At 37.9% G+C, this 20,862-nt stretch carries 20 protein-coding genes; all 20 read left to right on the top strand.

All coding sequences use genetic code 11. From position 1 onward, the window contains the following. Positions 1–111: 111 nt before the first annotated feature. From E7480_01670 to E7480_01575, 20 genes are read left to right on the top strand one after another with little or no spacing between them, the layout of a single operon-like run. Positions 112–981 (top strand): DUF3473 domain-containing protein, encoded by an 870-nt coding sequence (locus E7480_01670; GenBank protein ID MBE6903299.1) that lies wholly within the window; start codon positions 112–114, stop codon positions 979–981. A 21-nt stretch (positions 982–1,002) separates the two neighbouring features. Continuing rightward, a complete protein-coding gene (locus E7480_01665; protein MBE6903298.1) occupies positions 1,003–1,992 on the top strand; it encodes an acyltransferase in 990 nt (329 codons plus the stop codon). A gap of 6 nt (positions 1,993–1,998) precedes the next feature. After that, complete coding sequence (locus E7480_01660) at positions 1,999–3,087, top strand: glycosyltransferase family 4 protein (protein ID MBE6903297.1); 1,089 nt, start codon at positions 1,999–2,001, stop codon at positions 3,085–3,087. Between the two features lie 19 nt (positions 3,088–3,106). Then, positions 3,107–3,664, top strand: coding sequence for an acyltransferase (locus E7480_01655; GenBank protein MBE6903296.1), 558 nt, complete (start codon positions 3,107–3,109; stop codon positions 3,662–3,664). Continuing rightward, positions 3,651–4,964 carry a nucleotide sugar dehydrogenase gene (locus tag E7480_01650; GenBank protein ID MBE6903295.1) on the top strand — a complete coding sequence of 438 codons (1,314 nt, stop codon included), beginning with the start codon at positions 3,651–3,653 and terminating at the stop codon, positions 4,962–4,964. The genes E7480_01655 and E7480_01650 overlap by 14 nt, the downstream gene beginning before the upstream one ends. Positions 4,965–4,966: 2 nt before the next feature. Next, positions 4,967–5,941, top strand: a complete 975-nt coding sequence (locus tag E7480_01645; protein MBE6903294.1) for an SDR family oxidoreductase — start codon at positions 4,967–4,969, stop codon at positions 5,939–5,941. Further along, a complete protein-coding gene (locus E7480_01640) occupies positions 5,941–7,113 on the top strand; it encodes a glycosyltransferase family 4 protein (GenBank protein ID MBE6903293.1) in 1,173 nt (390 codons plus the stop codon). The genes E7480_01645 and E7480_01640 overlap by 1 nt, the downstream gene beginning before the upstream one ends. Before the next feature lie 27 nt (positions 7,114–7,140). Continuing rightward, a complete protein-coding gene (locus E7480_01635) occupies positions 7,141–7,806 on the top strand; it encodes a CatB-related O-acetyltransferase (protein MBE6903292.1) in 666 nt (221 codons plus the stop codon). Further along, positions 7,799–8,983: a hypothetical protein gene (locus tag E7480_01630; GenBank protein MBE6903291.1), complete on the top strand. Its 1,185-nt coding sequence runs from the start codon at positions 7,799–7,801 to the stop codon at positions 8,981–8,983. The genes E7480_01635 and E7480_01630 overlap by 8 nt, the downstream gene beginning before the upstream one ends. Positions 8,984–9,018: 35 nt before the next feature. Continuing rightward, a complete protein-coding gene (locus E7480_01625; GenBank protein ID MBE6903290.1) occupies positions 9,019–10,173 on the top strand; it encodes a glycosyltransferase family 4 protein in 1,155 nt (384 codons plus the stop codon). Next, positions 10,174–11,382, top strand: coding sequence for a nucleotide sugar dehydrogenase (locus E7480_01620; GenBank protein MBE6903289.1), 1,209 nt, complete (start codon positions 10,174–10,176; stop codon positions 11,380–11,382). A gap of 16 nt (positions 11,383–11,398) precedes the next feature. After that, positions 11,399–12,346 carry a glycosyltransferase gene (locus E7480_01615; GenBank protein ID MBE6903288.1) on the top strand — a complete coding sequence of 316 codons (948 nt, stop codon included), beginning with the start codon at positions 11,399–11,401 and terminating at the stop codon, positions 12,344–12,346. A 29-nt stretch (positions 12,347–12,375) separates the two neighbouring features. Further along, on the top strand, positions 12,376–13,818 hold the full coding sequence (locus tag E7480_01610) for a lipopolysaccharide biosynthesis protein (protein MBE6903287.1): 1,443 nt from the start codon (positions 12,376–12,378) through the stop codon (positions 13,816–13,818). 12 nt (positions 13,819–13,830) lie between these two features. Next, positions 13,831–14,919, top strand: a complete 1,089-nt coding sequence (locus E7480_01605) for a DegT/DnrJ/EryC1/StrS family aminotransferase (GenBank protein MBE6903286.1) — start codon at positions 13,831–13,833, stop codon at positions 14,917–14,919. A 12-nt stretch (positions 14,920–14,931) separates the two neighbouring features. After that, positions 14,932–15,804 (top strand): glucose-1-phosphate thymidylyltransferase RfbA, encoded by an 873-nt coding sequence (rfbA, locus tag E7480_01600; protein ID MBE6903285.1) that lies wholly within the window; start codon positions 14,932–14,934, stop codon positions 15,802–15,804. Continuing rightward, positions 15,801–16,823, top strand: a complete 1,023-nt coding sequence (rfbB, locus tag E7480_01595) for a dTDP-glucose 4,6-dehydratase (GenBank protein MBE6903284.1) — start codon at positions 15,801–15,803, stop codon at positions 16,821–16,823. The genes rfbA and rfbB overlap by 4 nt, the downstream gene beginning before the upstream one ends. 11 nt (positions 16,824–16,834) lie before the next feature. After that, positions 16,835–17,887, top strand: coding sequence for an NAD-dependent epimerase/dehydratase family protein (locus E7480_01590; protein MBE6903283.1), 1,053 nt, complete (start codon positions 16,835–16,837; stop codon positions 17,885–17,887). A gap of 8 nt (positions 17,888–17,895) precedes the next feature. Then, complete coding sequence (locus E7480_01585; protein ID MBE6903282.1) at positions 17,896–19,095, top strand: capsular polysaccharide biosynthesis protein CapF; 1,200 nt, start codon at positions 17,896–17,898, stop codon at positions 19,093–19,095. Then, complete coding sequence (locus E7480_01580) at positions 19,092–19,637, top strand: acyltransferase (protein ID MBE6903281.1); 546 nt, start codon at positions 19,092–19,094, stop codon at positions 19,635–19,637. Before E7480_01585 ends, E7480_01580 begins: the two co-directional genes overlap by 4 nt. A gap of 14 nt (positions 19,638–19,651) precedes the next feature. Continuing rightward, positions 19,652–20,836: a UDP-N-acetylglucosamine 2-epimerase (non-hydrolyzing) gene (locus E7480_01575; protein ID MBE6903280.1), complete on the top strand. Its 1,185-nt coding sequence runs from the start codon at positions 19,652–19,654 to the stop codon at positions 20,834–20,836. Positions 20,837–20,862: the final 26 nt, after the last annotated feature.

Raw genomic sequence — 20,862 nt, 5'->3', positions numbered from 1 at the left:
ACACATAGAGCTATTTATGGTAAAATGCAATATGAGTTATTATATATATTTATATATATTATATATTTATACATTTTGTCCTAACACTTTCTTTAAAAAGGATGTGAAAGAATGCAGGAAAATAAAAAATATGCGGTGCTGTCTATGGATGTGGAGGACTGGTATCACCTTTATTACTTTTTAGGCAAGGCAGACACCTCCTATTCAATGCTTGACGGATTTACCAATTATGTTGATTTGCTTAACAGCCATAATATAAAAACAACCTTTTTTGTTTTGAGTGAGTTGGCTCAGAGCGCTAAGGATAAAATTCAGTATGCAGTATCCTGCGGACACGAGATTGCCTGCCACGGAAAAACTCATATGAGACCATTGGATTTATCTCCCGAGGTTTTCAGACAAGAAATTACACAGGCAAAGGCAGAGCTTGAAGAAATTACAGGCAAAGAGGTTATAGGCTACCGTGCTCCCTGCTATGGAATTGACGATGAGCGTTATCAGATTGTGCAGGAGGTTGGGTTTAAGTACAGCTCCAGCAAAATGGACGTAACGGGACATCCTCTTTACGGAGAAATTGATTTATCCTCTTTTGAACAGAAAATAAAGGGTATTTACATAAAGGACAATATGACAGAGTTTGCTTTAAGCACTCAGAAGCTTTTAGGCAAGGATATTGCTGTATCGGGCGGAGGCTGGATACGTCTTCTTCCCTGGAGTACCGTTATGAAGCCCCTTTTGAAAAAATATATCAGTCAGGCACAGACTTATGCACTTTACATTCATCCTTTTGAGCTTTCGAGGGTTCCAATGCCAAAGGTTCCCAACAGCAATCTTTTATCAAATATCAGAGCAAGACGTGGTTTGGAAAAGGTTGAAAAAAGAATTGATGAGCTTATTGGAATGCTGAGGGAAAACGGTTTTGAGTTTGACACCTTTGCAAATATACAACAAAGTATTCAGAAACAGGCTGTTTTAAAATAAATTATAAACGAGGAAAAAAAGGTGGAAAAGGCACAAAGAATTAATTACATTTCTTTTGCGCAGATAATTGCGATGCTTTTGATAGTATTAAGCCACTCAACCCCTGAGGGAAACAATATCCCGTATTTTATTACGGCATCAGTTCCTTTTCTACAGGCGGCAGGCTTGGTAACTTTTATGTGGGCAAGCGGTTTTCTTGCCATTTTTACAAAGCAAATAGAAAAGTACGGATATGCGCAATATATCAAGCGCCGTCTTTCAAGATTGCTTATTCCTTATTTTGCAGTATCTCTTTTGATGCTGCTGCCGAAATTTTTTATAGCAAAAATCCAGAACGTTCCCTTTTCTCTTAATCCCCTTGAAATTGCGTTGCAGCTTATAACTCCCCGAAACAGTATTTTGCCGCATCTTTGGTTTTTGCCGACGCTTGCCATTATCGGTGCATTTTTGCCCATTATGAAAAAAGCATTAAAAAGTAAGGCTTTAACCTGTATTGTGTTTTTAATTCTTACTGCGCTTCAGTTTATTCCCAATATAACAAAGCTTTTTTGTGTTGACGATGTGCTGAAATATTTACTGTGGTATTGGACAGGCGCATTTTTTGCAACAAATACAAGGCTTAAAATAAAACCGTTATTCTGTACAATTACTGCTGTTGTCGGCTGGAGCTTATATATTCTGTTGTCATTTGCGTTTTTCTCAAAATTTTCGGCATTGATGTATCTTGTTTTAAGAGCGGCGTGCCTTGCAACAATGCTGACGCTTTCTTTGAGTTTAGAAAAATATACTGAGAGCTTTTGTAAAAAAATCGGGAAATATACTTTCCCCATATACATTCTTTCTCTGCCTTTTCAGAATGTTCTTGGCATAATTTTTTTAAAGCTTAATTTCCCTGTGATTGCGGCTTATCTTTTGCTTTTTGTCTTAGGAACAGCGGTGCCTTATATTATTGCTGTAATTGTTGATAAAATTGACAGGACAAAAATACTTTCAAAAATAATAGGAATGTGATAGCTAATGGAAGAAACTTTGAATAAAGGCTTAAAAATTGCTATGGTAGCGCCTGTACCTCCGCCCTATGGGGGAATAGGAAACTGGGTGCTAATGCTTGATAATTACGTTAAAAATGATGACAGCGTTGAATTTGTGCATATCAACACAGCTCCCGTCAGCAGAGGGTTAGACGGAAGAAGCTTATGGGACAGAGTGGTAACGCAGGGCCTTATGATGCTTAAAAAGCGTAAAGAGCTTTTAAAGGCTATAAAGGAGCAAAAATTAGATGCGGTGCATATAACCACCAGCGGACAGCTTGCAATTATAAGAGATATATTAATGCTCAAGGCTTGCAAAAAGAAAAACGTCAGAAGCATATACCATATCAGATTTGGAAGAATTCCCGAAATTGCCAAGGCAAATACAACCGAATGGAAGCTTATGAGGGTTGCCCTAAAGCTTGCAGACTGTGTTATTGCTATTGACACTACCACTCAAAAGGCAATACAGGAATTTTTACCCTACGTTAACGTATGCAATATTCCCAATCCCTTTAATTTAGATACTGTCAGCCTTGAAAATATTTCTCAAAACAAAGAGATTGTGTATATCGGCTGGGTAATAAAAACAAAGGGAATGGAAGAGCTTTTACCCGCCTTTGAAAAGGTAAGCAAAAAAAATCCCGATTGGTGTCTTAGAATAGTAGGTCCTTATTCGGAGGAGTATAAAAAACACTTGGAAGATAATTTTTCAACGTCAAAGGTTATTTTTGAGGGCGAAAAATCCCACGACGAAGCTATGGAGCTTTTAAAGGGTGCAGGAATATTTATTCTCCCAAGTCATACAGAGGGCTTTCCCAATGTTGTGCTTGAGGCTATGGCGCATAAAAAGCCTATTATTGCTACTGATGTGGGCGCTATTCCCGATATTATAAAGGACTGCGGAATTTTAATCAGAAACAAAAACCAAGAGGATATAGAAAAAGCTCTTGAAAAGCTTATAAACGATAAAGAGCTAAGAGAAAGCTTGGGACAAGAGGCAAGAAAAAAGCTTGAGGAAAGCTATTCCTTGGATATAGTTATGCAAAGATATAGAGAAGAGTGGAGTAAATAAATCAAAAAGGGGCCTTGATATGTATAAGATTATAAGATTTTTTCAGCGTGCATGGAACAAGCTTATAGTTTCTAAAATAAAGCTTGCGGCAATAGGCTCTCACGGATCAAATGTTAAATTGGGACGGAATATCAGCCTGTACGGTGAGAAAAATCTGCATATAGGAAACGATGTTTCCATAGGCGAACAGGCTCTTTTTATGTGTACTCTTGCAAAAATATATATCGGAGACCACGTTATGTTCGGACCTAAGGTAACTGTTATAACAGGGGGACACCGCACCGATATAGTGGGAAGATATATGAGCAGTGTAACAGATTCGGAGAAACGTCCTGAGGATGACAGAGATATTGTATTTGAGGGCGATAACTGGATAGGCGCAAATGTAACTGTTTTAAGAGGCGTTAAAATAGGAAAAGGCGCAGTTGTTGCGGCAGGTGCTGTTGTTACAAAGGATGTGCCTGCGTATTCCATTGTGGGCGGAGTTCCTGCTAAGGTTATTAAAAATCGTTTCAGCGAGGAAGATTTAAAAAGACATTTAGAAATGTTGGGAGAAGATTTACATGGCACTGTATGATAAAATTGCAAACAGACAGGAAAAAATATCTCTTGTAGGCCTTGGCTATGTAGGAATGCCCATAGCTGTTGCCTTTGCTAAAAAAGCAGAGGTTATAGGCTTTGACCTTAACGCTTCAAAGATTGAGCTTTATAAATCGGGAATAGACCCTACAAAAGAGGTTGGAGATGAGGTTATTAAAAATACTACGGTATTTTTCACCTCCGATGAAACAAAGCTTAAGGAAGCTAAGTTTCATATTGTGGCAGTTCCTACCCCTGTAAATGCCGACCATACCCCCGACTTAACCCCTGTTGAAAGCGCAAGCAGAATTTTAGGACGAAATCTTACTAAAGGCTCTATTGTTGTATTTGAGTCCACCGTATATCCCGGTGTAACGGAAGAGGTTTGTGTACCCATTCTTGAAAAAGAGTCGGGCTTAAAATGCGGTGTCGATTTTAAAATAGGCTATTCTCCCGAGCGCATCAATCCAGGGGACAAGGTACACCGTCTTGAAACAATAACAAAAATCGTTTCGGGTATGGACGAGGAAACTCTTGAAGAGGTTGCCAAGGTGTACGAGCTTGTAGTTGAGGCAGGCGTTCACAGAGCTGAGAGTATCAAGGTTGCCGAAGCGGCAAAGGTTATAGAAAACAGTCAGCGCGACATAAATATTGCTTTTATGAACGAGCTTTCCATAATCTTCAATAAAATGGGAATAGATACAAAATCAGTGCTTGAAGCGGCAGGCACAAAATGGAACTTTCTTAATTTTTATCCCGGTCTTGTAGGCGGGCACTGTATCGGAGTAGATCCCTATTACCTTACATACAAGGCGGAGCAAATGGGATATCACAGCCAGATTATTCTTTCGGGCAGAAGAATAAATGACGATATGGGAAAATACGTTGCCGAATGTCTTGTAAAAAATATGGTAAAAAGCTCTGTAACCATAAAGAATGCAAGGGTTGCAATTTTAGGCTTTACCTTTAAGGAAAACTGTCCCGACACAAGAAACACGAAAATTATAGATATTGTAAAAGAGCTTGAGGAATACGCCATTACCCCTGTTATTGCAGATCCTACAGCCGATGCTTTGGAAGCAAAACAGCACTACGGAATTGACTTTGTTGACATTTCGGAGATTAAAGATATGGACGCCGTTGTTTTAGCCGTTGCTCACGATTGCTTTAAAGCTTTGTCAATTGAAGATTTTGATAAGATGTTCAAAAAAGGAGCGCCTAAGGTGCTGTCGGATATCAAGGGCTTACTTGAACGTGAGCAGTATGAAAACGAGGGCTATTGTTACTGGAGGCTGTAAAAATGGGCTTTAAGCATTTGAAATTTCCTGAAAATTCACTTTTTCTTGTAACAGGCGGAGCAGGCTTTATAGGCTCCAATCTCTGCGAGGCAATACTCAATATGGGATATAGAGTGCGTTGTCTTGATGATTTATCTACGGGAAAACAGGAAAACGTTGATTTATTTATAGATAATCCTAACTATGAATTTATAAAAGGGGACATAAAGGATTTTGACACCTGTCTTAAAGCGACAGAGGGTGTGGCTTTCGTTTTAAATCAGGCGGCGTGGGGCAGTGTTCCCCGTTCTATAGAAATGCCTCTTTTTTACTGTGCCAATAATATTATGGGCACTCTCAATATGATGGAAGCAAGCCGTCAGAACAAGGTCAAAAAATTTGTATACGCATCAAGCTCTTCAGTTTACGGAGATGAGCCCAACCTACCTAAGACAGAGGGCAGAGAGGGCAATTTACTTTCCCCCTATGCGCTTACAAAGCAGTGCGATGAGGAATGGGGAAGGCAGTATACTTTGCACTATAACCTTGATACTTACGGCCTTCGTTATTTTAACGTGTTCGGACGCCGTCAAAATCCCGACGGTGCATATGCGGCGGTTATCCCTAAGTTTATAAAACAGCTTATGAACGGCGAAACGCCCACAATAAATGGCGACGGCAAGCAATCAAGGGATTTTACTTATATTGACAATGTCATCGAAGCCAACTTAAAGGCTTGCCTTGCAAGCAGTGAGGCGGCAGGACAGGCTTACAATATTGCCTACGGCGGAAGAGAATATCTGATTGATATTTACTATTCTCTGACAAAGACTCTGGGAGTAAACATTGAGCCAAAATTTGCGCCTGAGCGAAAAGGAGATATCAAGCACAGTAACGCAGATATTTCCAAGGCAGAAAGATTATTAGGCTACAAGCCCGAATACGATTTTGCAAAAGGCTTAAACGAAGCTATCGAATGGTATAGGGAGAATTTATAATGAACGATTTTCAGCTTTGTTCAAAAAAAGTTATGTATATTACGGAAACCAAATATCCCAACAGCGATGCAATGTCTGTACGTATGCATATGATTGCAAAGGCATTGATTGAAATGGGCAATACTGTTGACATTTACAGCAGAGGTCAAAAAAACGAGAATTCTTTAAATGAAGCTTTGCCCTTTACTTCTTTATGTACGCAAAAGCAGGGCAAAATAACAAAGCTGATTGATTATTATATTTACTTCAAGAAAAAAATTATCAAAAATATAAAAGAGAAAAAGCCCGATATTGTTCTTGTCTATTACACTCCTACGTCAGTTTTAAAAAAGCTTATAAAGCTTCAAAAAAAATATGGCTTTGTTTTGATGCATGATTGCGTTGAATGGTATTCAAAAGAACAGTTTTATCCGTCGTTATACAGCAAGCTTGCTTATTGTAAACGTGAAAAATGGATGAGAAAGCTGCTTCCTGAAAATGCCGGAATTATTGCCATAAGCCGTTATTTAGAATCGTATTTTTTGAAATGTAAAAATAGATGTATGTATATCCCTGCTATATGTGATACTCAGGCAATAAGCTTTGAAAAGGACACAAATGAGGATAAAATTGAAATTGTTTATGCGGGCGCTCCGGGAAAAAAGGATTATTTCCGAGAAATTATTTATGCTTTAAAAATGCTTAATCCGCAGGAAAAAGAAAAAATTACTCTTCGTGTTATCGGTGCAACTCCCCAACGTATAGCACAGGATGCGCAGGTTTCTGAAAAAGAGGTAGAAGAATTAGGAGAGGTTTTGCAGTTTTTACCCAGAATGTCGCATCAAGAGGTTTTGAAATATTTAGCAAAAGCTGATTTTACGATTTTGATACGTCCTGTACATTTAAGGTATGCGCAGGCCGGATTTCCTACCAAGGTGCCTGAAAGTTTGGCGACAGGTACACCTGTAATATGTAATCTTACAAGCGATTTAGGCAGATATCTTCAGAATGGCAAAAACGCTTTAATTGTAGAAAGCTGTCGGGCAGAGTCTGTTTGCGAGGCTTTGAGAAAGGCGTTAAAAATGTCTTTTGCTGAGCGTCAACAAATGTATGACAATGCAAGAAAAACAGCAGAACAGTTTTTTGATTACAGGCTTTATAAACAAGAGCTTAACAGTTTTATAAATAACTGAAAAAATATTGATTTTGAAGGTGAAAAAATGCCTGCAAGAATTGTTAAACAAATAGTTGTGCGCTTAAGAAATTCTAAACGCAAGCTGAAATTTGCTATGAGCGCAAATATAGGCATCAGCTCTCAGCTCGAGGGCTATAACAGAATAGGAAAAAACAGCACCTTCAGCGGAAAAATGGGGCGTTGCTCTTATATAGGAAACGATTCCTCTTTAAGCGGCATTATAGGCCGCTATTGCAGTATTGCTTCAGAGGTTAAAATGACCTATGGGGCACATCCTGTGGAGTTTGTTTCCACGCATCCTGTTTTTCATACTCCTTCAAAGATTCAGTGTATGACCTCGTATGTTGATACTCAGTTTTTTTCTACAACCAAATATGCTGACGAAAAAAGAAAAATAAACATAATAATAGGAAATGACGTATGGATAGGCTATAGAGCAACAATTATGGGCGGAGTAAAAATAGGGGACGGTGCAATTGTTGCGGCGGGCGCCGTTGTTACTAATGATGTACCGCCTTATGCAGTTGTCGGCGGAGTTCCTGCAAAGGTTATAAAATACCGTTTTGACGAAGAAAAAATAAAATTTTTGCTTGAGAAAAAATGGTGGAATTTGCCCGAAGAAATAATAAGAAAAGAAGCACATTTATTCAGCGATATTGATAAGTATATGCAAGGGGAAAAAGATGAATAAATTAAGTTTTTTAAATCTAAAAAAAGAAAAATCCCGATTAAATTTATTGATTGGATATTTTTGGCTTATGCCTGTAATTTTGAGCGTATTTTCGGGTAATATTAAGCTTAAATTTTTAGGTGTAAATCTGTTTACTGCTACAATTTACGGAGTGTTTTTAATTTTTCTGCTTATAAATTTCAAACACGTTTTTTTGAAAATTAAAGGATTTGATATACTTTTTTTAGTGTTCATAGCTTTAAGCATTACAATCACCATGATAGTTTTTCCTCAAAATACCGTATATATAAAAGCAAATTTATTTAACTGGAGCTTTGCTTTTATATATTATCTTATAGGTAAGCTGATAGCAAGAACAGTCTCGGCGCAGGAAGTTATCGGCAGTGTTTCTAAATTAGGAATAATTATTTCTTATATTGCTTATGCTACAACCTTTGGAATGACAAATAAGGATATGACCTTTGCATATGTAGTTCTTACATATGTTGTAATGACGGCAAACAGCGGCTTTAATAAAAACAAAGTAACAGACCTTTATTGGTGTATTGCAGGATTGATACTGATTTTTATTTTGGGAACAAGAGGTCCTCTTTTATTCGGCGTTTTGTATGTGCTTTACAGAGCTTTTCTCAAAATGGGAAAAGGGTGGAAGATAACAGTACTTTCCGTGGCAGGAATATCGGGAGCACTGTTTGTAGAAACAAATGCATATTATGCGGTGTTGCAGAATATAAATGCCTTTTTGGAAAGCAGAAATATTGAAAGCTATATAATAGATCAAATTCTGTCGGGTAATACATCTTCGGACCAAATGAGAAGCGATGTTGTAGAAAAAGTAATAGACGCTATTCAAAAGCAACCCTTGGGCTACGGCTTGTTTGGAGACAGGGTTATATTAAAGGGAAGCTATGTTCATAATATAATTGTCGAGCTTTTATGTGCCTACGGCGTTGTTTTAGGATTGATTTTATTGGTTTTGTTAGGCTTATTTATATACAGAGCAATACGTCATTCCAAATATTATAACAGAACAAATTTCCTTATTGCATTTATATTTATTTATCTAATGAAATTTTTTGTTTCAAGCAGTATTTTAAATGATACGTTTTTTGGTCTTTTTATGGGCGTTTTCAGCTTTTTCTATATCAATGAAAGAAAACGAAAAAATAGTATGTAAAAAGCTTTGTCAAAAATTTTTCGGCTTGAGAGGATTTGATTTTTGAAGTGAAGGTTTGCGTTGTTGTATTAGACTCGATATGGCATGACCCCCGTGTCAGAAAGCAAATAGCTGAATATCAAAATCAAGGTATTGATGTTTGTTGTGTGGGTAATAAATGTCAGAAATATAATGAACAGGAGGTTTCTAAAATCCCCTGTCCTGTAAGTATGGTTATGTTGTCCGATGAATATCAAGGAAAGCTTAATTCTGTAATTAAAAAGATTAAACGTGTGCTTATGACAAATAAGGCTTTGGAAAACTATATTATAGAGTCAAAGCCCGACATTATTCATTCAAACGATTTAAATACCTTGGTACCCTGTTATCACGCTGCCAAAAAGCTTAAATGCAAGCTTGTATATGACTCTCACGAAATTTGTGTTGAAAATAATACGCTCTTACCTTATAAGGCGTATAAAAGCTTTATAAAAAAGGTCGAAAAATATATAATCAATCGCTGTAATCTGATGGTTTGTGTCAGCAATGCGGCGGCAGAATATTTTGAAAAGGAATACAAGGTTAAAAAGCCTCTTGTAGTTACTAATTGCGGTCTTGCCAGAGAAATATATATATCAAAAGAAAAAAATGAAGGCTTTGAGGTTTTAAATCACGGTCAGTTTTACGAGGGACGCGGCTATGATATAATGCTTAAGGCGGCACCTTTGCTGAAAGATAATGCTGATATTAAGCTTGCTCTCAGAGGCTACGGAAGAATGGAAGAACAGCTTTTAAAAATGAAAGAGGAATTACAGGCTGACAATGTTATTTTTTATCCGCCTGTAAAAATACAGGAGCTTATTCCCTTTGCTTCACGCTCTTGTGTAGGAGTAGCTGTAACAGAAGCGATAAAGCTTAATTTTAAGCTTTCTGTATCAAATAAGCTTTTTGAGTATGCTTCGGCAGGATTACCTGTCATTATGTCTGATATTCCCGAACACAGATACCTCAATGAAAAATATAATTTCGGCATTATTTTAAAAGAAAATACTCCCGAATGCTTTGCTCAGGCAGTAAATGAACTGTATAATAACAAAGAATTGTACGAGAAGTATAGCGAAAATGCTTTAAAATTAGCAAAAGAAGTAAATTGGGAAAATGAATTTGGTAAGCTTCTTAAAGCAGAAAAAGAAATGATGGGTGAAAAATAAATGGTTAACGTAATTGGACTTGGATACATAGGACTTCCCACAGCTCTTATGATGGCGTCTCACGGGGTAGAGGTTGTAGGAACTGACTACAATAGAGAGCTTGTTGCAACCTTAAATGCAGGTAAAACAACCTTTAAAGAGGACGGTTTAGACGAGCTTTTTGAAAAAGCCTTGAAAGCGGGTATTAAATTTTCAACGGAGTATCAGGTTACGGATACATATATAGTTTCTGTACCTACTCCCTATGATGACATTTCAAAAAAGATAGATGCAGGCTATGTGAATTCTGCAATAAAGCAGGTTATGAAGGTTTGCCCCAAGGGCGCAACCATAGTTATTGAGTCTACGGTATCTCCGGGAACAATTGATAAATTTGTACGTCCTGTAATTGAGGAAAACGGATTTGTTATAGGCAAGGATATAAATTTAGTACACGCACCCGAAAGAATAATTCCGGGAAATATGGTGTACGAGCTTTTGCACAATAACCGTACAATAGGTGCAGACGATGAAAATGTCGGACAAAAGATAAAAGAGCTGTACTCAAGCTTTTGTCAGGGCGAAATTGTATTAACCGATATAAAAACTGCAGAAATGACAAAGGTTGTTGAAAATACATACAGAGCAGTTAATATTGCTTTTGCCAACGAGCTTGCAAAAATCTGCCGTTCTGACGGTATGGATGTATATGAAATTATTAGGATTTGTAATATGCATCCCCGAGTAAATATTTTAACTCCCGGTCCCGGAGTGGGCGGACATTGTATTTCGGTTGACCCTTGGTTTTTGGTAGGCGATTATCCCTCCTTAACTAAGGTTATAAATGAGTCTATGAATGTAAATGCCTCTATGCCTGAATTTGTTTTGAAACGCATTTACGATATTATGAAGGAAAATGCAATTAAGGATATTTCCCGTGTAGGTCTTTACGGACTTACATACAAAGAAAACGTTGACGATTACAGAGAAGCGCCTACCTTACAGCTTCTTGAAAAATCTTCTGAGCCTATAAAGTCCTATGACCCCTTTATAACAAAGGATATAGTTGAAAATCAGTATCACGATTTTGATAAATTTCTTGAGGATATTGATTTGGTTGTAATTATGGTGGGTCATAATCAGCTTAAAGAGCAGATGTCAAAGCTTGAAGGTAAAATCGTTCTTGACACAAGAAAGGTTTGTACTTTGCCTGAAACATATAGACTGTAAGAGCTGGGGAGAAAAGATGGAAGAGATAAAAGTATCTGTCATTTGTACAGCGTATAATCACGAGAAATATATTGCAAAGGCTCTTGAAAGCTTTTTGATGCAAAAAACAAGCTTTAAATTCGAGGTAATTGTTCACGATGATGCTTCTACGGACAAAACAGCGGACATTATAAAAGAGTATGAACAAAAATATCCTGATATTATTAAGCCGATATATCAAAAAGAAAACCAATACTCTCAGGGCGTTCATATTACTGCTTCTCTTATGATTCCCAAAGCAAAGGGAGAGTTTATAGCTTTTTGTGAGGGTGATGACTATTGGACATCTCCAAACAAGCTTCAATTACAGTATGAATGTATGAATAAATATCCTCAATGCTCTCTTGTTGCAGGAAATGCTGTAAGAGTATCTGAAAACGGAGAATATATATCTATATATTCAAATAAAGGATATAAGGAAGGAATATATACTGCAAAAGATATAATATCCGATTTGAGTATGTTTCCCATGGCATCAATGTTTTTCAGAAAAAGCTATTACAGCGAAAACAGTTTGTTTCTTGAAAATGTTCAAAACTTTGACTACATACATAAAGCTTTGCTTTCTACACAGGGGGATGTTTACTTTTTAGATGAAAAGCTTTCTGCTTACAGGCAGGCGGCAAAAGGCTCCTGGACAGAGAGAATAGCTCAGAATAAAGAAAAATTTGAAACACATATAAAAAAATCCATACAGGCTTTTGAAAAGCTTGATGAATACAGAAATTATAAATATACTGAGCTTATACAGGAAGAAATTATAAGGCGAAAATTTAACGTTAAAGAGCTCAATTGCGATATTAAAGCATTGAAAAAAGAGCCTTACAGAAAAATATATAATAAAAGAAGCTTTAAATGGAAGGTACTTTTATACATAAAGGCTTATTGCCCTGGATTATATTCATTTTTAATTAAACGCAGATAACCATATTATTTTTTTATTTGGGAGATATTATGTCAAATAATAAAAACAGTGTTGTTATAAATTTCATATGGCGTTTTATGGAGCGTTGCGGAGCACAGCTTGTTACCTTTGTTGTTTCTATAGTGCTTGCCCGCTTGCTTGACCCTGAGGTTTACGGTACAGTTGCGCTTGTTACTGTTTTTACCACCATTTTGCAGACCTTTGTTGACAGCGGACTTGGCAACGCTTTGATACAGAAAAAAGATGCAGATGACCTTGATTTTTCGTCAGTATTTTATGTCAATATTGTTTTTTGTACCGTTCTTTACATAGGAATTTGTTTGGCATCTCCTCTCATTGCTTCCTTTTATGAAAGACCTGAGCTTGTACCTGTTATTTGTGTAGTCAGCCTTATGATAGTTATTTCAGGCGTACGAAACGTTCAGCAGGCATATGTTTCAAGGAAGATGATGTTTAAAAAGTTTTTCTTTGCAACCTTGGGCGGTACCGTTGCCGCTGCGGTTGTTGGAATTACTATGGCAGCTTTAGGCTTTGGTGTCTGGGCTTTGGTGGTGCAGATGCTTGTAAATTTTGCGGTAGGAACTCTTGTTTTGTGGGTTACTGTAAAATGGCGTCCAAAGCGTATGTTTTCATTTGAAAGAGTAAAAAGTCTGTTTTCTTTCGGTTGGAAGCTGCTTGTTTCCTCTTTGCTTGAAACAGTGTATAAGGATGTGCGCCAGCTTATTATAGGAAAAATGTATTCCGCTGAGGACTTGGCTTTTTATAATAAAGGAATGCAATTTCCTAATTTAGTTATAACAAATGTAAATATTTCTATTGACAGCGTGCTTTTGCCCGCTATGTCCAATGTTCAGAATGACAGGGCTCAGGTAAGAGCGATGACAAGACGTGCTATGAAAACAAGCACATTTATCCTTTTTCCGCTTATGGTTGGCTTAGGCGTATGCGCAGACTTTTTAATACCCTTGCTCTTAACTGAAAAATGGAGCTTTTGTATCCCTTATCTTCGTATTTTCTGCTTTACATACGCTTTTTATCCCATACACACAGCTAACTTGAATGCCATTAAAGCTATGGGCAGAAGCGACCTGTTTTTAGTACTCGAAATAGTTAAAAAAATAATAGGCGTTGTATTACTTGTAGCGACTATGTGGTTTGGCGTAATGGCTATGGCATACAGCTTACTTGTCAGCACGATTTTAAGCAGTATAGTAAATGCTTTTCCAAATCGTAAGCTTTTGAATTACAGCTATATTGAACAGATTAAGGACCTTTTGCCTACAATGGCAATTTCGGCGGTTATGGGTGTTGCAGTTTACTGTGTCGGCTTTTTGAATTTAGGCGCTGTTATCACTCTTGCTATTCAGGTGCCTCTTGGCGCTGTTATCTATATAGTACTGGCAAAGCTGTTTAAGCTTGAAAGCTTTGAATATGTGCTATCGGTAGTAAAAGGCTTTATTTGCAAAAAATAGGTGGAGGAAATTATGTCACAGATTAACGTTACCCGTTCTTCAATGCCTTCATATGAAGAATATTGTGAGCAAATAAAAGAACTTTGGGACAGTCGTTGGCTTACCAACAACGGCGCAAAGCATCAACAGCTGGAAAGAAAATTGGAAAACTATTTCAATGCTGAAAATGTAACTCTTTTTGTAAATGGGCATCTGGCATTAGAAATTGCTTTGCAGGCTTTAAAGCTTGAGGGTGAGGTCATCACTACTCCATTTACCTTTGCCTCAACTACACAGGCTATAGTGAGAAGCGGTTTAACTCCTGTTTTTTGTGATATAAATGATGTTGATTATACAATAGATGTAAATAAAATAGAAGAGCTTATTACCGATAAAACCTGCGCCATATTGCCTGTACACGTATACGGCAATATGTGCGATACAGAAAAAATTTCTGAAATTGCAAAAAAATATAATTTAAAGGCTATTTATGATGCGGCGCACGCTTTTGGAGTAACTAAAAATAATATAAGCGCCGCCTGCTTTGGAGATATTTCAATGTTCAGCTTTCACGCTACCAAGGTTTTTAACACCATCGAGGGCGGAGCATTGTCATATAAAGATAAAGCTTTAAAGGAAAAGCTTTGTGTTTTAAAGAATTTCGGACAATGTGGCGAAGATGTAACCGAGGTTGCAATAAATGCAAAAATGAACGAATTTGCAGCGGCTATGGGGCTTTGCAACCTGAACTATATTGAAAAAGAAATTGAAAAACGAAAAAGAGTAGCAGAGCATTACAGAAAGCTTTTATCAAATGTTGAAGGAATTAAGCTGTGCCCGCTTCAAGAGGGCGTTAAATCAAATTATTCATATTTTCCCGTAGTGTTTGACGGCTTTAAATATACACGCGACCAGGTAATTGAGAAATTAAAAAAAGAAAATATATTTGCAAGAAAATATTTCTTTCCTTGTACAAATGAATTTTCGGCATATAAAAATATGTTTGAAATAAAAGAAACTCCCGTTGCAAAATATATATCTGAGCGTATTCTTACTTTACCGTTATATGCAGACTTAGAGCTTTCTGACGTTGAGCGTATTTGTGATATTATTCTAAAATAAAGGAGAAGCATTATGAAAGGTATTATTCTGGCAGGTGGAAAGGGAACCCGTCTTTACCCTATGACAAAGGCTGTTTCAAAACAGCTTCTTCCTATTTACGACAAGCCCTTGATATATTATCCTTTATCTGTTTTACTTCTTGCAGGCATCAATGAAATTTTAATTATATCAACTCCTGAGGACACTCCTGTTTATGAGAAGCTATTGGGAACGGGTGAGCAAATCGGAGTTAAGTTTTCCTACAAAGTACAGGAAACTCCCAGAGGCCTTGCAGATGCCTTTATTTTGGGCGAAGAATTTATAGGTAATGACGGAGTTTGTCTTATTTTAGGGGACAATGTTTTCTACGGACAGGACCTTACAAGAATTCTCAGAAGAGCTATTGACAGAGAAAAGGGAGCAACAATTTTCGGTTATCCCGTAAAGGATGCCCGTGCCTTTGGCGTAGTTGAGTTTGACAGCGACAGAAAGGTTATTTCCATAGAGGAAAAGCCCGCTGTTCCCAAATCAAATTATGCTGTTCCCGGTCTTTATTTTTACGATAACCGAGTAGTTGAAATTGCTAAAAACGTTAAGCCGTCTGCCCGTGGAGAAATTGAGATCACTTCTGTAAACAACGCTTATCTTGAAATGGGTGAGCTTAAGGTAGAGCTTTTGGGCAGAGGTATGGCGTGGCTTGATACAGGAACTCCTGAAGGAATGTTAAAGGCTTCTGAATATGTGGAGGCAGTACAGTCAAGACAGGGCTTTTACATATCCTGCATTGAGGAGATAGCTTGGCGCAGAGGCTTTATTTCTTCTCAGCAGCTTATGGCTTTGGGACAGGAGCTTAAAATGACTGAATACGGTCAATATCTTATTTCACTTGCGGAGGAAGATAAATGAAAAGTGTTTTAGTAACGGGCGGCGCCGGCTTTATAGGCTCAAATTTTATTTATCATATGCTTGATAAATACGAGGATTATAAAATAATTTGCGTCGATTGTCTTACATATGCGGGAAATATGTCAACTCTTGCAAAGGCTATGGAGAATAAAAACTTTAAGTTTTATAAAACAAACATATGCGACCGTGAGGGTATATATAAAATATTTGAAGTTGAAAAGCCCGATATAGTTGTCAACTTTGCAGCGGAGAGCCACGTTGACCGTTCCATTGAAAACCCCGAGGTTTTTTTACAGACTAATATTCTGGGCACACAGGTTATGATGGACGCTTGCCGTAAATACGGTATAGAACGTTATCATCAGGTTTCTACCGATGAGGTTTACGGAGATTTACCTCTTGACAGACCCGATTTGTTTTTTACCGAGGAAACTCCTATTCATACAAGCTCCCCCTACAGCAGCTCAAAGGCGGCGGCAGACCTTCTTGTGCAGGCATATTACCGCACATATGATTTACCTGTTACAATAAGCCGTTGCTCCAATAACTACGGACCTTATCATTTTCCCGAAAAGCTTATTCCTCTTATGATTGCAAACTGTCTTAACGATAAGCCTCTTCCCGTATACGGAAAGGGAGAGAATATAAGAGATTGGCTTTATGTAGAGGACCATTGCAGAGCAATAGATTTAATTATTCACAAAGGCAGAGTGGGTGAGGTTTACAACGTAGGTGGCCACAATGAAATGGCAAACATAGACATTGTAAAGCTTATATGCAAGGAATTAGGCAAGCCCGAAACTCTTATTAAATATGTAACTGACCGAAAAGGCCACGATATGAGATACGCCATTGACCCTACAAAAATTCACAGCGAATTGGGTTGGCTTCCCGAAACAAAATTTGCTGTGGGAATAAAAAAGACGATAGAATGGTATCTTAACAACAGAGAATGGTGGGAAACCATAATTTCGGGCGAATATCAGAATTACTACGATAAAATGTATAAAAACAGATAAGGAGACTAGCTATGTCTTTATTTACAAATAAAACCTTATTAATTACAGGCGGAACAGGCTCTTTCGGAAATGTGGTGCTTAACCGTTTTCTGAAAACAGATATAGGCGAAATCCGTATTCTTTCCCGTGACGAGAAAAAGCAGGACGATATGCGCCACGAGTTCCAGGTGAGAGACCCTGAGGCTTCTGAAAAATTAAAGTTTTATATAGGCGATGTGAGAGACCTTCAGTCAGTCAAAAACGCTATGCACGATGTTGACTATGTTTTTCACGCAGCGGCTTTAAAGCAGGTTCCTTCCTGTGAGTTTTTCCCCATTGAAGCGGTTAAAACCAACGTTTTAGGTACTGAAAATGTGCTGACAGCGGCTATTGAAGCGGGAGTAAGTAACGTTATATGTCTTTCTACCGACAAGGCGGCTTACCCTGTAAATGCTATGGGAACCTCAAAGGCTATGATGGAAAAGGTCGTTGTAGCCAAATCCCGTACAGTTTCACCCGAAAAAACAAAAATTTGCTGTACCCGTTACGGCAACGTTATGTGCTCAAGAGGCTCGGTTATTCCTCTTTGGATTGAACAGATAAAAAACAATCAGCCCATAACAATTACAGAGCCCTCAATGACTCGATTTATTATGAGTCTTGACGAGGCTGTTGACCTTGTTCTTTTTGCTTTTGAAAATGGTACAAGCGGAGATATTCTCGTTCAAAAAGCGCCCGCCTGCACAATTCTTACACAGGCACAGGCTGTATGCGAGCTTTTCGGCGGAGATAAGGACAATATTAAAATTATCGGTATCCGCCACGGCGAAAAAATGTATGAAACTCTCCTCACCAACGAAGAGTGCGCCAACGCTGTGGATATGGGCGATTTTTACCGTGTTCCCTCTGACAAGAGAGGTCTTAACTACGATAAATATTTTAATCAGGGAGATATAGAAAGAAACAAGCTTACGGAATTTAATTCCAACAATACAGAGCTTCTTGATGTTGAACAGGTTAAAAAGAAGCTTCTCTCTCTTGAATATATCAGAAATCAGCTTGAAGCTATGGGCATTGAATATTGAGGTGTAAAATGAAAATTCTTGTAACAGGCTCAGCAGGCTTTGTGGGTAAAAATCTTGTGGAGGCTCTGAAGGCAATTAAAGAGGGAAAGGACCGTACACGCCCCCAAATTACCGTTGATGAGATTTTTGAATTTGATATTGATACAGATATTTCACTGTTGGACAGCTACTGTAAAGAGGCTGATTTTATCTTTAATCTTGCAGGAGTAAACCGTCCTCAAAATCAAGAGGAGTTTATGCAGGGTAATTTCGGCTTTGCAAGTACTTTGCTGGAAGCTTTAAAAAAACATAACAACACCTGTCCCGTTATGCTTTCGTCTTCTTTGCAGGCAACCCTTATAGGCAGATATGACGGTGAGTATGGAAGAAGCAAAAAAGCGGGGGAAGAGCTGTTTTTTGAGTACAGCGAAAAATCAGGTGCAAAGGTATTGGTATACCGTTTCCCCAATCTTTTCGGCAAATGGTGCAGACCTAATTACAATTCAGCGGTGGCAACCTTCTGCAACAATATCGCAAATGATTTGCCCATAACGGTAAATGACAGGGAAATAGAGCTTGAACTTCTTTACATTGATGATTTGGTACAAGAGATGCTTGATGCTTTGGAAGGTAAAGAGCATCACTGCGAATTTGACGGTATACAAACTATTTTAAAAGAAGACGGAAAATACTGTGCCGTACCTGTTACACATAAGGTAACCTTAGGAGAAATTGTAGATTTACTTGAATGCTTTAAAGCACAGCCGCAGACTCTTATAATGCCTGAGATTCCCAAAAACAGCTTTGCTAAAAAGCTTTATTCTACATATCTTTCCTATTTGCCCGAGGATAAGGTAGCTTTTCCTTTAAAGATGAATAAAGATGACAGAGGAAGTTTTACAGAGCTTTTAAAAACTGCTGACTGCGGTCAGTTTTCAATAAACATTTCAAAGCCGGGAATTACAAAGGGCCAGCACTGGCATCACAGCAAATGGGAATTTTTTATTGTAGTTTCGGGCAAAGGACTTATTCAGCAGAGAAAAATAGGCACTGATAAGGTGCTTAATTTTGAGGTGAGCGGGGACAAAATAGAGGCAGTTCATATGCTTCCCGGATATACGCATAACATTATAAATCTTTCCGATACAGAAAATCTTGTTACGGTGATGTGGGCAAACGAGCAGTTTGAGCCTGAGCATCCCGATACATTTTTTGAGGTGGTAGAATGAAAATAAGAAGCATATACCGTATGCTGTATAAAAAGATAGTTGGAGCTTTGAAGCCTATAAAATATGCTCAAAAAGTGGGCGTTAATATTAAAGGAAGGCTATATATTTACGGAAGAGTTGAGTGGAGCACAGAGCCGTGGATAATAACTGTCGGGGACAATGTTCACATAACAAACGGAGTTAAATTTATCACTCACGACGGAGGTACTCTTCTTTACAGACATAAGGTGCCCGATTTGGAAATAACAAAGCCTATCACTGTGGGAAATGACGTATATTTCGGGAATGATGTAATTGTTCTTCCGGGGGTAACAATCGGAAACAATGTTATTATAGGTGCAGGCGCAGTTGTAACTAAGGATATTCCCGACAACTCTGTTGCTGTGGGAGTTCCTGCTAAAGTTATTAAAAGTGCCGATGAATATTTTGAAAAGCTTCAGAAAGAGTCCTTGCATTTGGGACATTTAAAAGGCGAGGAAAAGGATTTAGCGTTGAAAAAGCATTTTGGATATACAGGAAATTCAAAAGGAATATTTTTTTAAAAGCGGGTGTTATAATGGAAATAAGAACAGACTATTTAGATGTTAAATTTAAAAATGACGGCAGACTCAAGCTTCTTATAATTGTAGGAACACGCCCCGAAATTATAAGGCTTGCGGCAGTAATTGATAAATGCAGAAAATATTTTGACTGTATTCTTGCCCATACGGGACAAAACTACGACTACAATCTCAACGGAGTATTCTTTAAAGACCTTAAGCTTAAAAATCCCGAAGTGTATATGGACGCAGTGGGCGACGATTTAGGCGCTACGGTAGGTAATATCATCAACTGCTCTTATAAGCTTATGACTCAGATAAAGCCCGATGCTCTTTTGATTTTGGGTGATACTAATTCCTGTCTTTCCGCTATCAGTGCAAAAAGGCTTCATATTCCCATTTTCCATATGGAAGCGGGAAATCGCTGTAAGGACGAATGTCTGCCCGAAGAAACAAACCGCAGAATAGTAGACATTATATCCGATGTAAATCTTGCATATTCAGAGCACGCAAGAAGATATCTTGCAGAGTGCGGCTTGCCTAAAGAAAGAACTTATGTAACAGGCTCACCTATGGCAGAGGTTTTGCACAACAATTTAAAGGATATCGAGGCCTCTGATGTGCTTAAAAGATTAGGGCTTGAAGAGAAAAAATATATTCTCCTTTCTGCGCACAGAGAAGAGAATATTGATACAGAGAAAAACTTTTTATCTCTCTTTACAGCTATAAATAAGCTTGCTGAAAAGTACGATATGCCCATTCTTTATTCCTGTCATCCCAGAAGCAAAAAAAGATTAGAGGAAAGCGGCTTTAAGCTTGACAGCAGAGTTATAAGAAACGAGCCTTTAGGCTTCCACGATTATAACAAGCTTCAGATGAACGCTTTTGCCGTTGTTTCTGACAGCGGAACATTACCCGAAGAGAGCAGCTTCTTTACAAGTATCGGAAAGCCTTTCCCTGCAGTATGTATCCGTACATCTACCGAAAGGCCTGAAGCTCTTGATAAGGCATGCTTTGTGTTGGCAGGCATTGACGAAAAATCCCTCCTTCAAGCCGTTACAACTGCTATTGACTTAAACGAGCAAGGTTACGACGGAATACCTGTGCCCGATTATACAGACGAAAATGTATCTACAAAGGTTGTAAAGATAATTCAGTCCTATACAGGTATAATTGATAAAATGGTGTGGAGAAAATATTGATTTATTTATTATAATAAGATATAATA

The sequence above is a fragment of the Oscillospiraceae bacterium genome, assembly GCA_015067255.1.
Taxonomy (GTDB): Bacteria; Bacillota; Clostridia; order Oscillospirales; family SIG519; genus SIG519.
This window is presented reverse-complemented; position numbering and strand designations above follow the sequence as displayed.

Bases quoted from the DNA above. Each gene is read 5' to 3' on its own strand.
- E7480_01585 (MBE6903282.1), top strand. From the start codon at position 17,896: ATGAAAATTCTTGTAACAGGCTCAGCAGGCTTTGTGGGTAAAAATCTT.
- E7480_01615 (MBE6903288.1), top strand. From the start codon at position 11,399: ATGGAAGAGATAAAAGTATCTGTCATTTGTACAGCGTATAATCACGAG.
- rfbA (MBE6903285.1), top strand. From the start codon at position 14,932: ATGAAAGGTATTATTCTGGCAGGTGGAAAGGGAACCCGTCTTTACCCT.
- E7480_01590 (MBE6903283.1), top strand. From the start codon at position 16,835: ATGTCTTTATTTACAAATAAAACCTTATTAATTACAGGCGGAACAGGC.
- E7480_01660 (MBE6903297.1), top strand. From the start codon at position 1,999: ATGGAAGAAACTTTGAATAAAGGCTTAAAAATTGCTATGGTAGCGCCT.
- E7480_01630 (MBE6903291.1), top strand. From the start codon at position 7,799: ATGAATAAATTAAGTTTTTTAAATCTAAAAAAAGAAAAATCCCGATTA.
- E7480_01620 (MBE6903289.1), top strand. From the start codon at position 10,174: ATGGTTAACGTAATTGGACTTGGATACATAGGACTTCCCACAGCTCTT.
- E7480_01650 (MBE6903295.1), top strand. From the start codon at position 3,651: ATGGCACTGTATGATAAAATTGCAAACAGACAGGAAAAAATATCTCTT.
- E7480_01575 (MBE6903280.1), top strand. From the start codon at position 19,652: ATGGAAATAAGAACAGACTATTTAGATGTTAAATTTAAAAATGACGGC.
- E7480_01635 (MBE6903292.1), top strand. From the start codon at position 7,141: ATGCCTGCAAGAATTGTTAAACAAATAGTTGTGCGCTTAAGAAATTCT.
- E7480_01580 (MBE6903281.1), top strand. From the start codon at position 19,092: ATGAAAATAAGAAGCATATACCGTATGCTGTATAAAAAGATAGTTGGA.
- E7480_01655 (MBE6903296.1), top strand. From the start codon at position 3,107: ATGTATAAGATTATAAGATTTTTTCAGCGTGCATGGAACAAGCTTATA.
- E7480_01610 (MBE6903287.1), top strand. From the start codon at position 12,376: ATGTCAAATAATAAAAACAGTGTTGTTATAAATTTCATATGGCGTTTT.
- E7480_01605 (MBE6903286.1), top strand. From the start codon at position 13,831: ATGTCACAGATTAACGTTACCCGTTCTTCAATGCCTTCATATGAAGAA.
- rfbB (MBE6903284.1), top strand. From the start codon at position 15,801: ATGAAAAGTGTTTTAGTAACGGGCGGCGCCGGCTTTATAGGCTCAAAT.
- E7480_01670 (MBE6903299.1), top strand. From the start codon at position 112: ATGCAGGAAAATAAAAAATATGCGGTGCTGTCTATGGATGTGGAGGAC.
- E7480_01645 (MBE6903294.1), top strand. From the start codon at position 4,967: ATGGGCTTTAAGCATTTGAAATTTCCTGAAAATTCACTTTTTCTTGTA.
- E7480_01640 (MBE6903293.1), top strand. From the start codon at position 5,941: ATGAACGATTTTCAGCTTTGTTCAAAAAAAGTTATGTATATTACGGAA.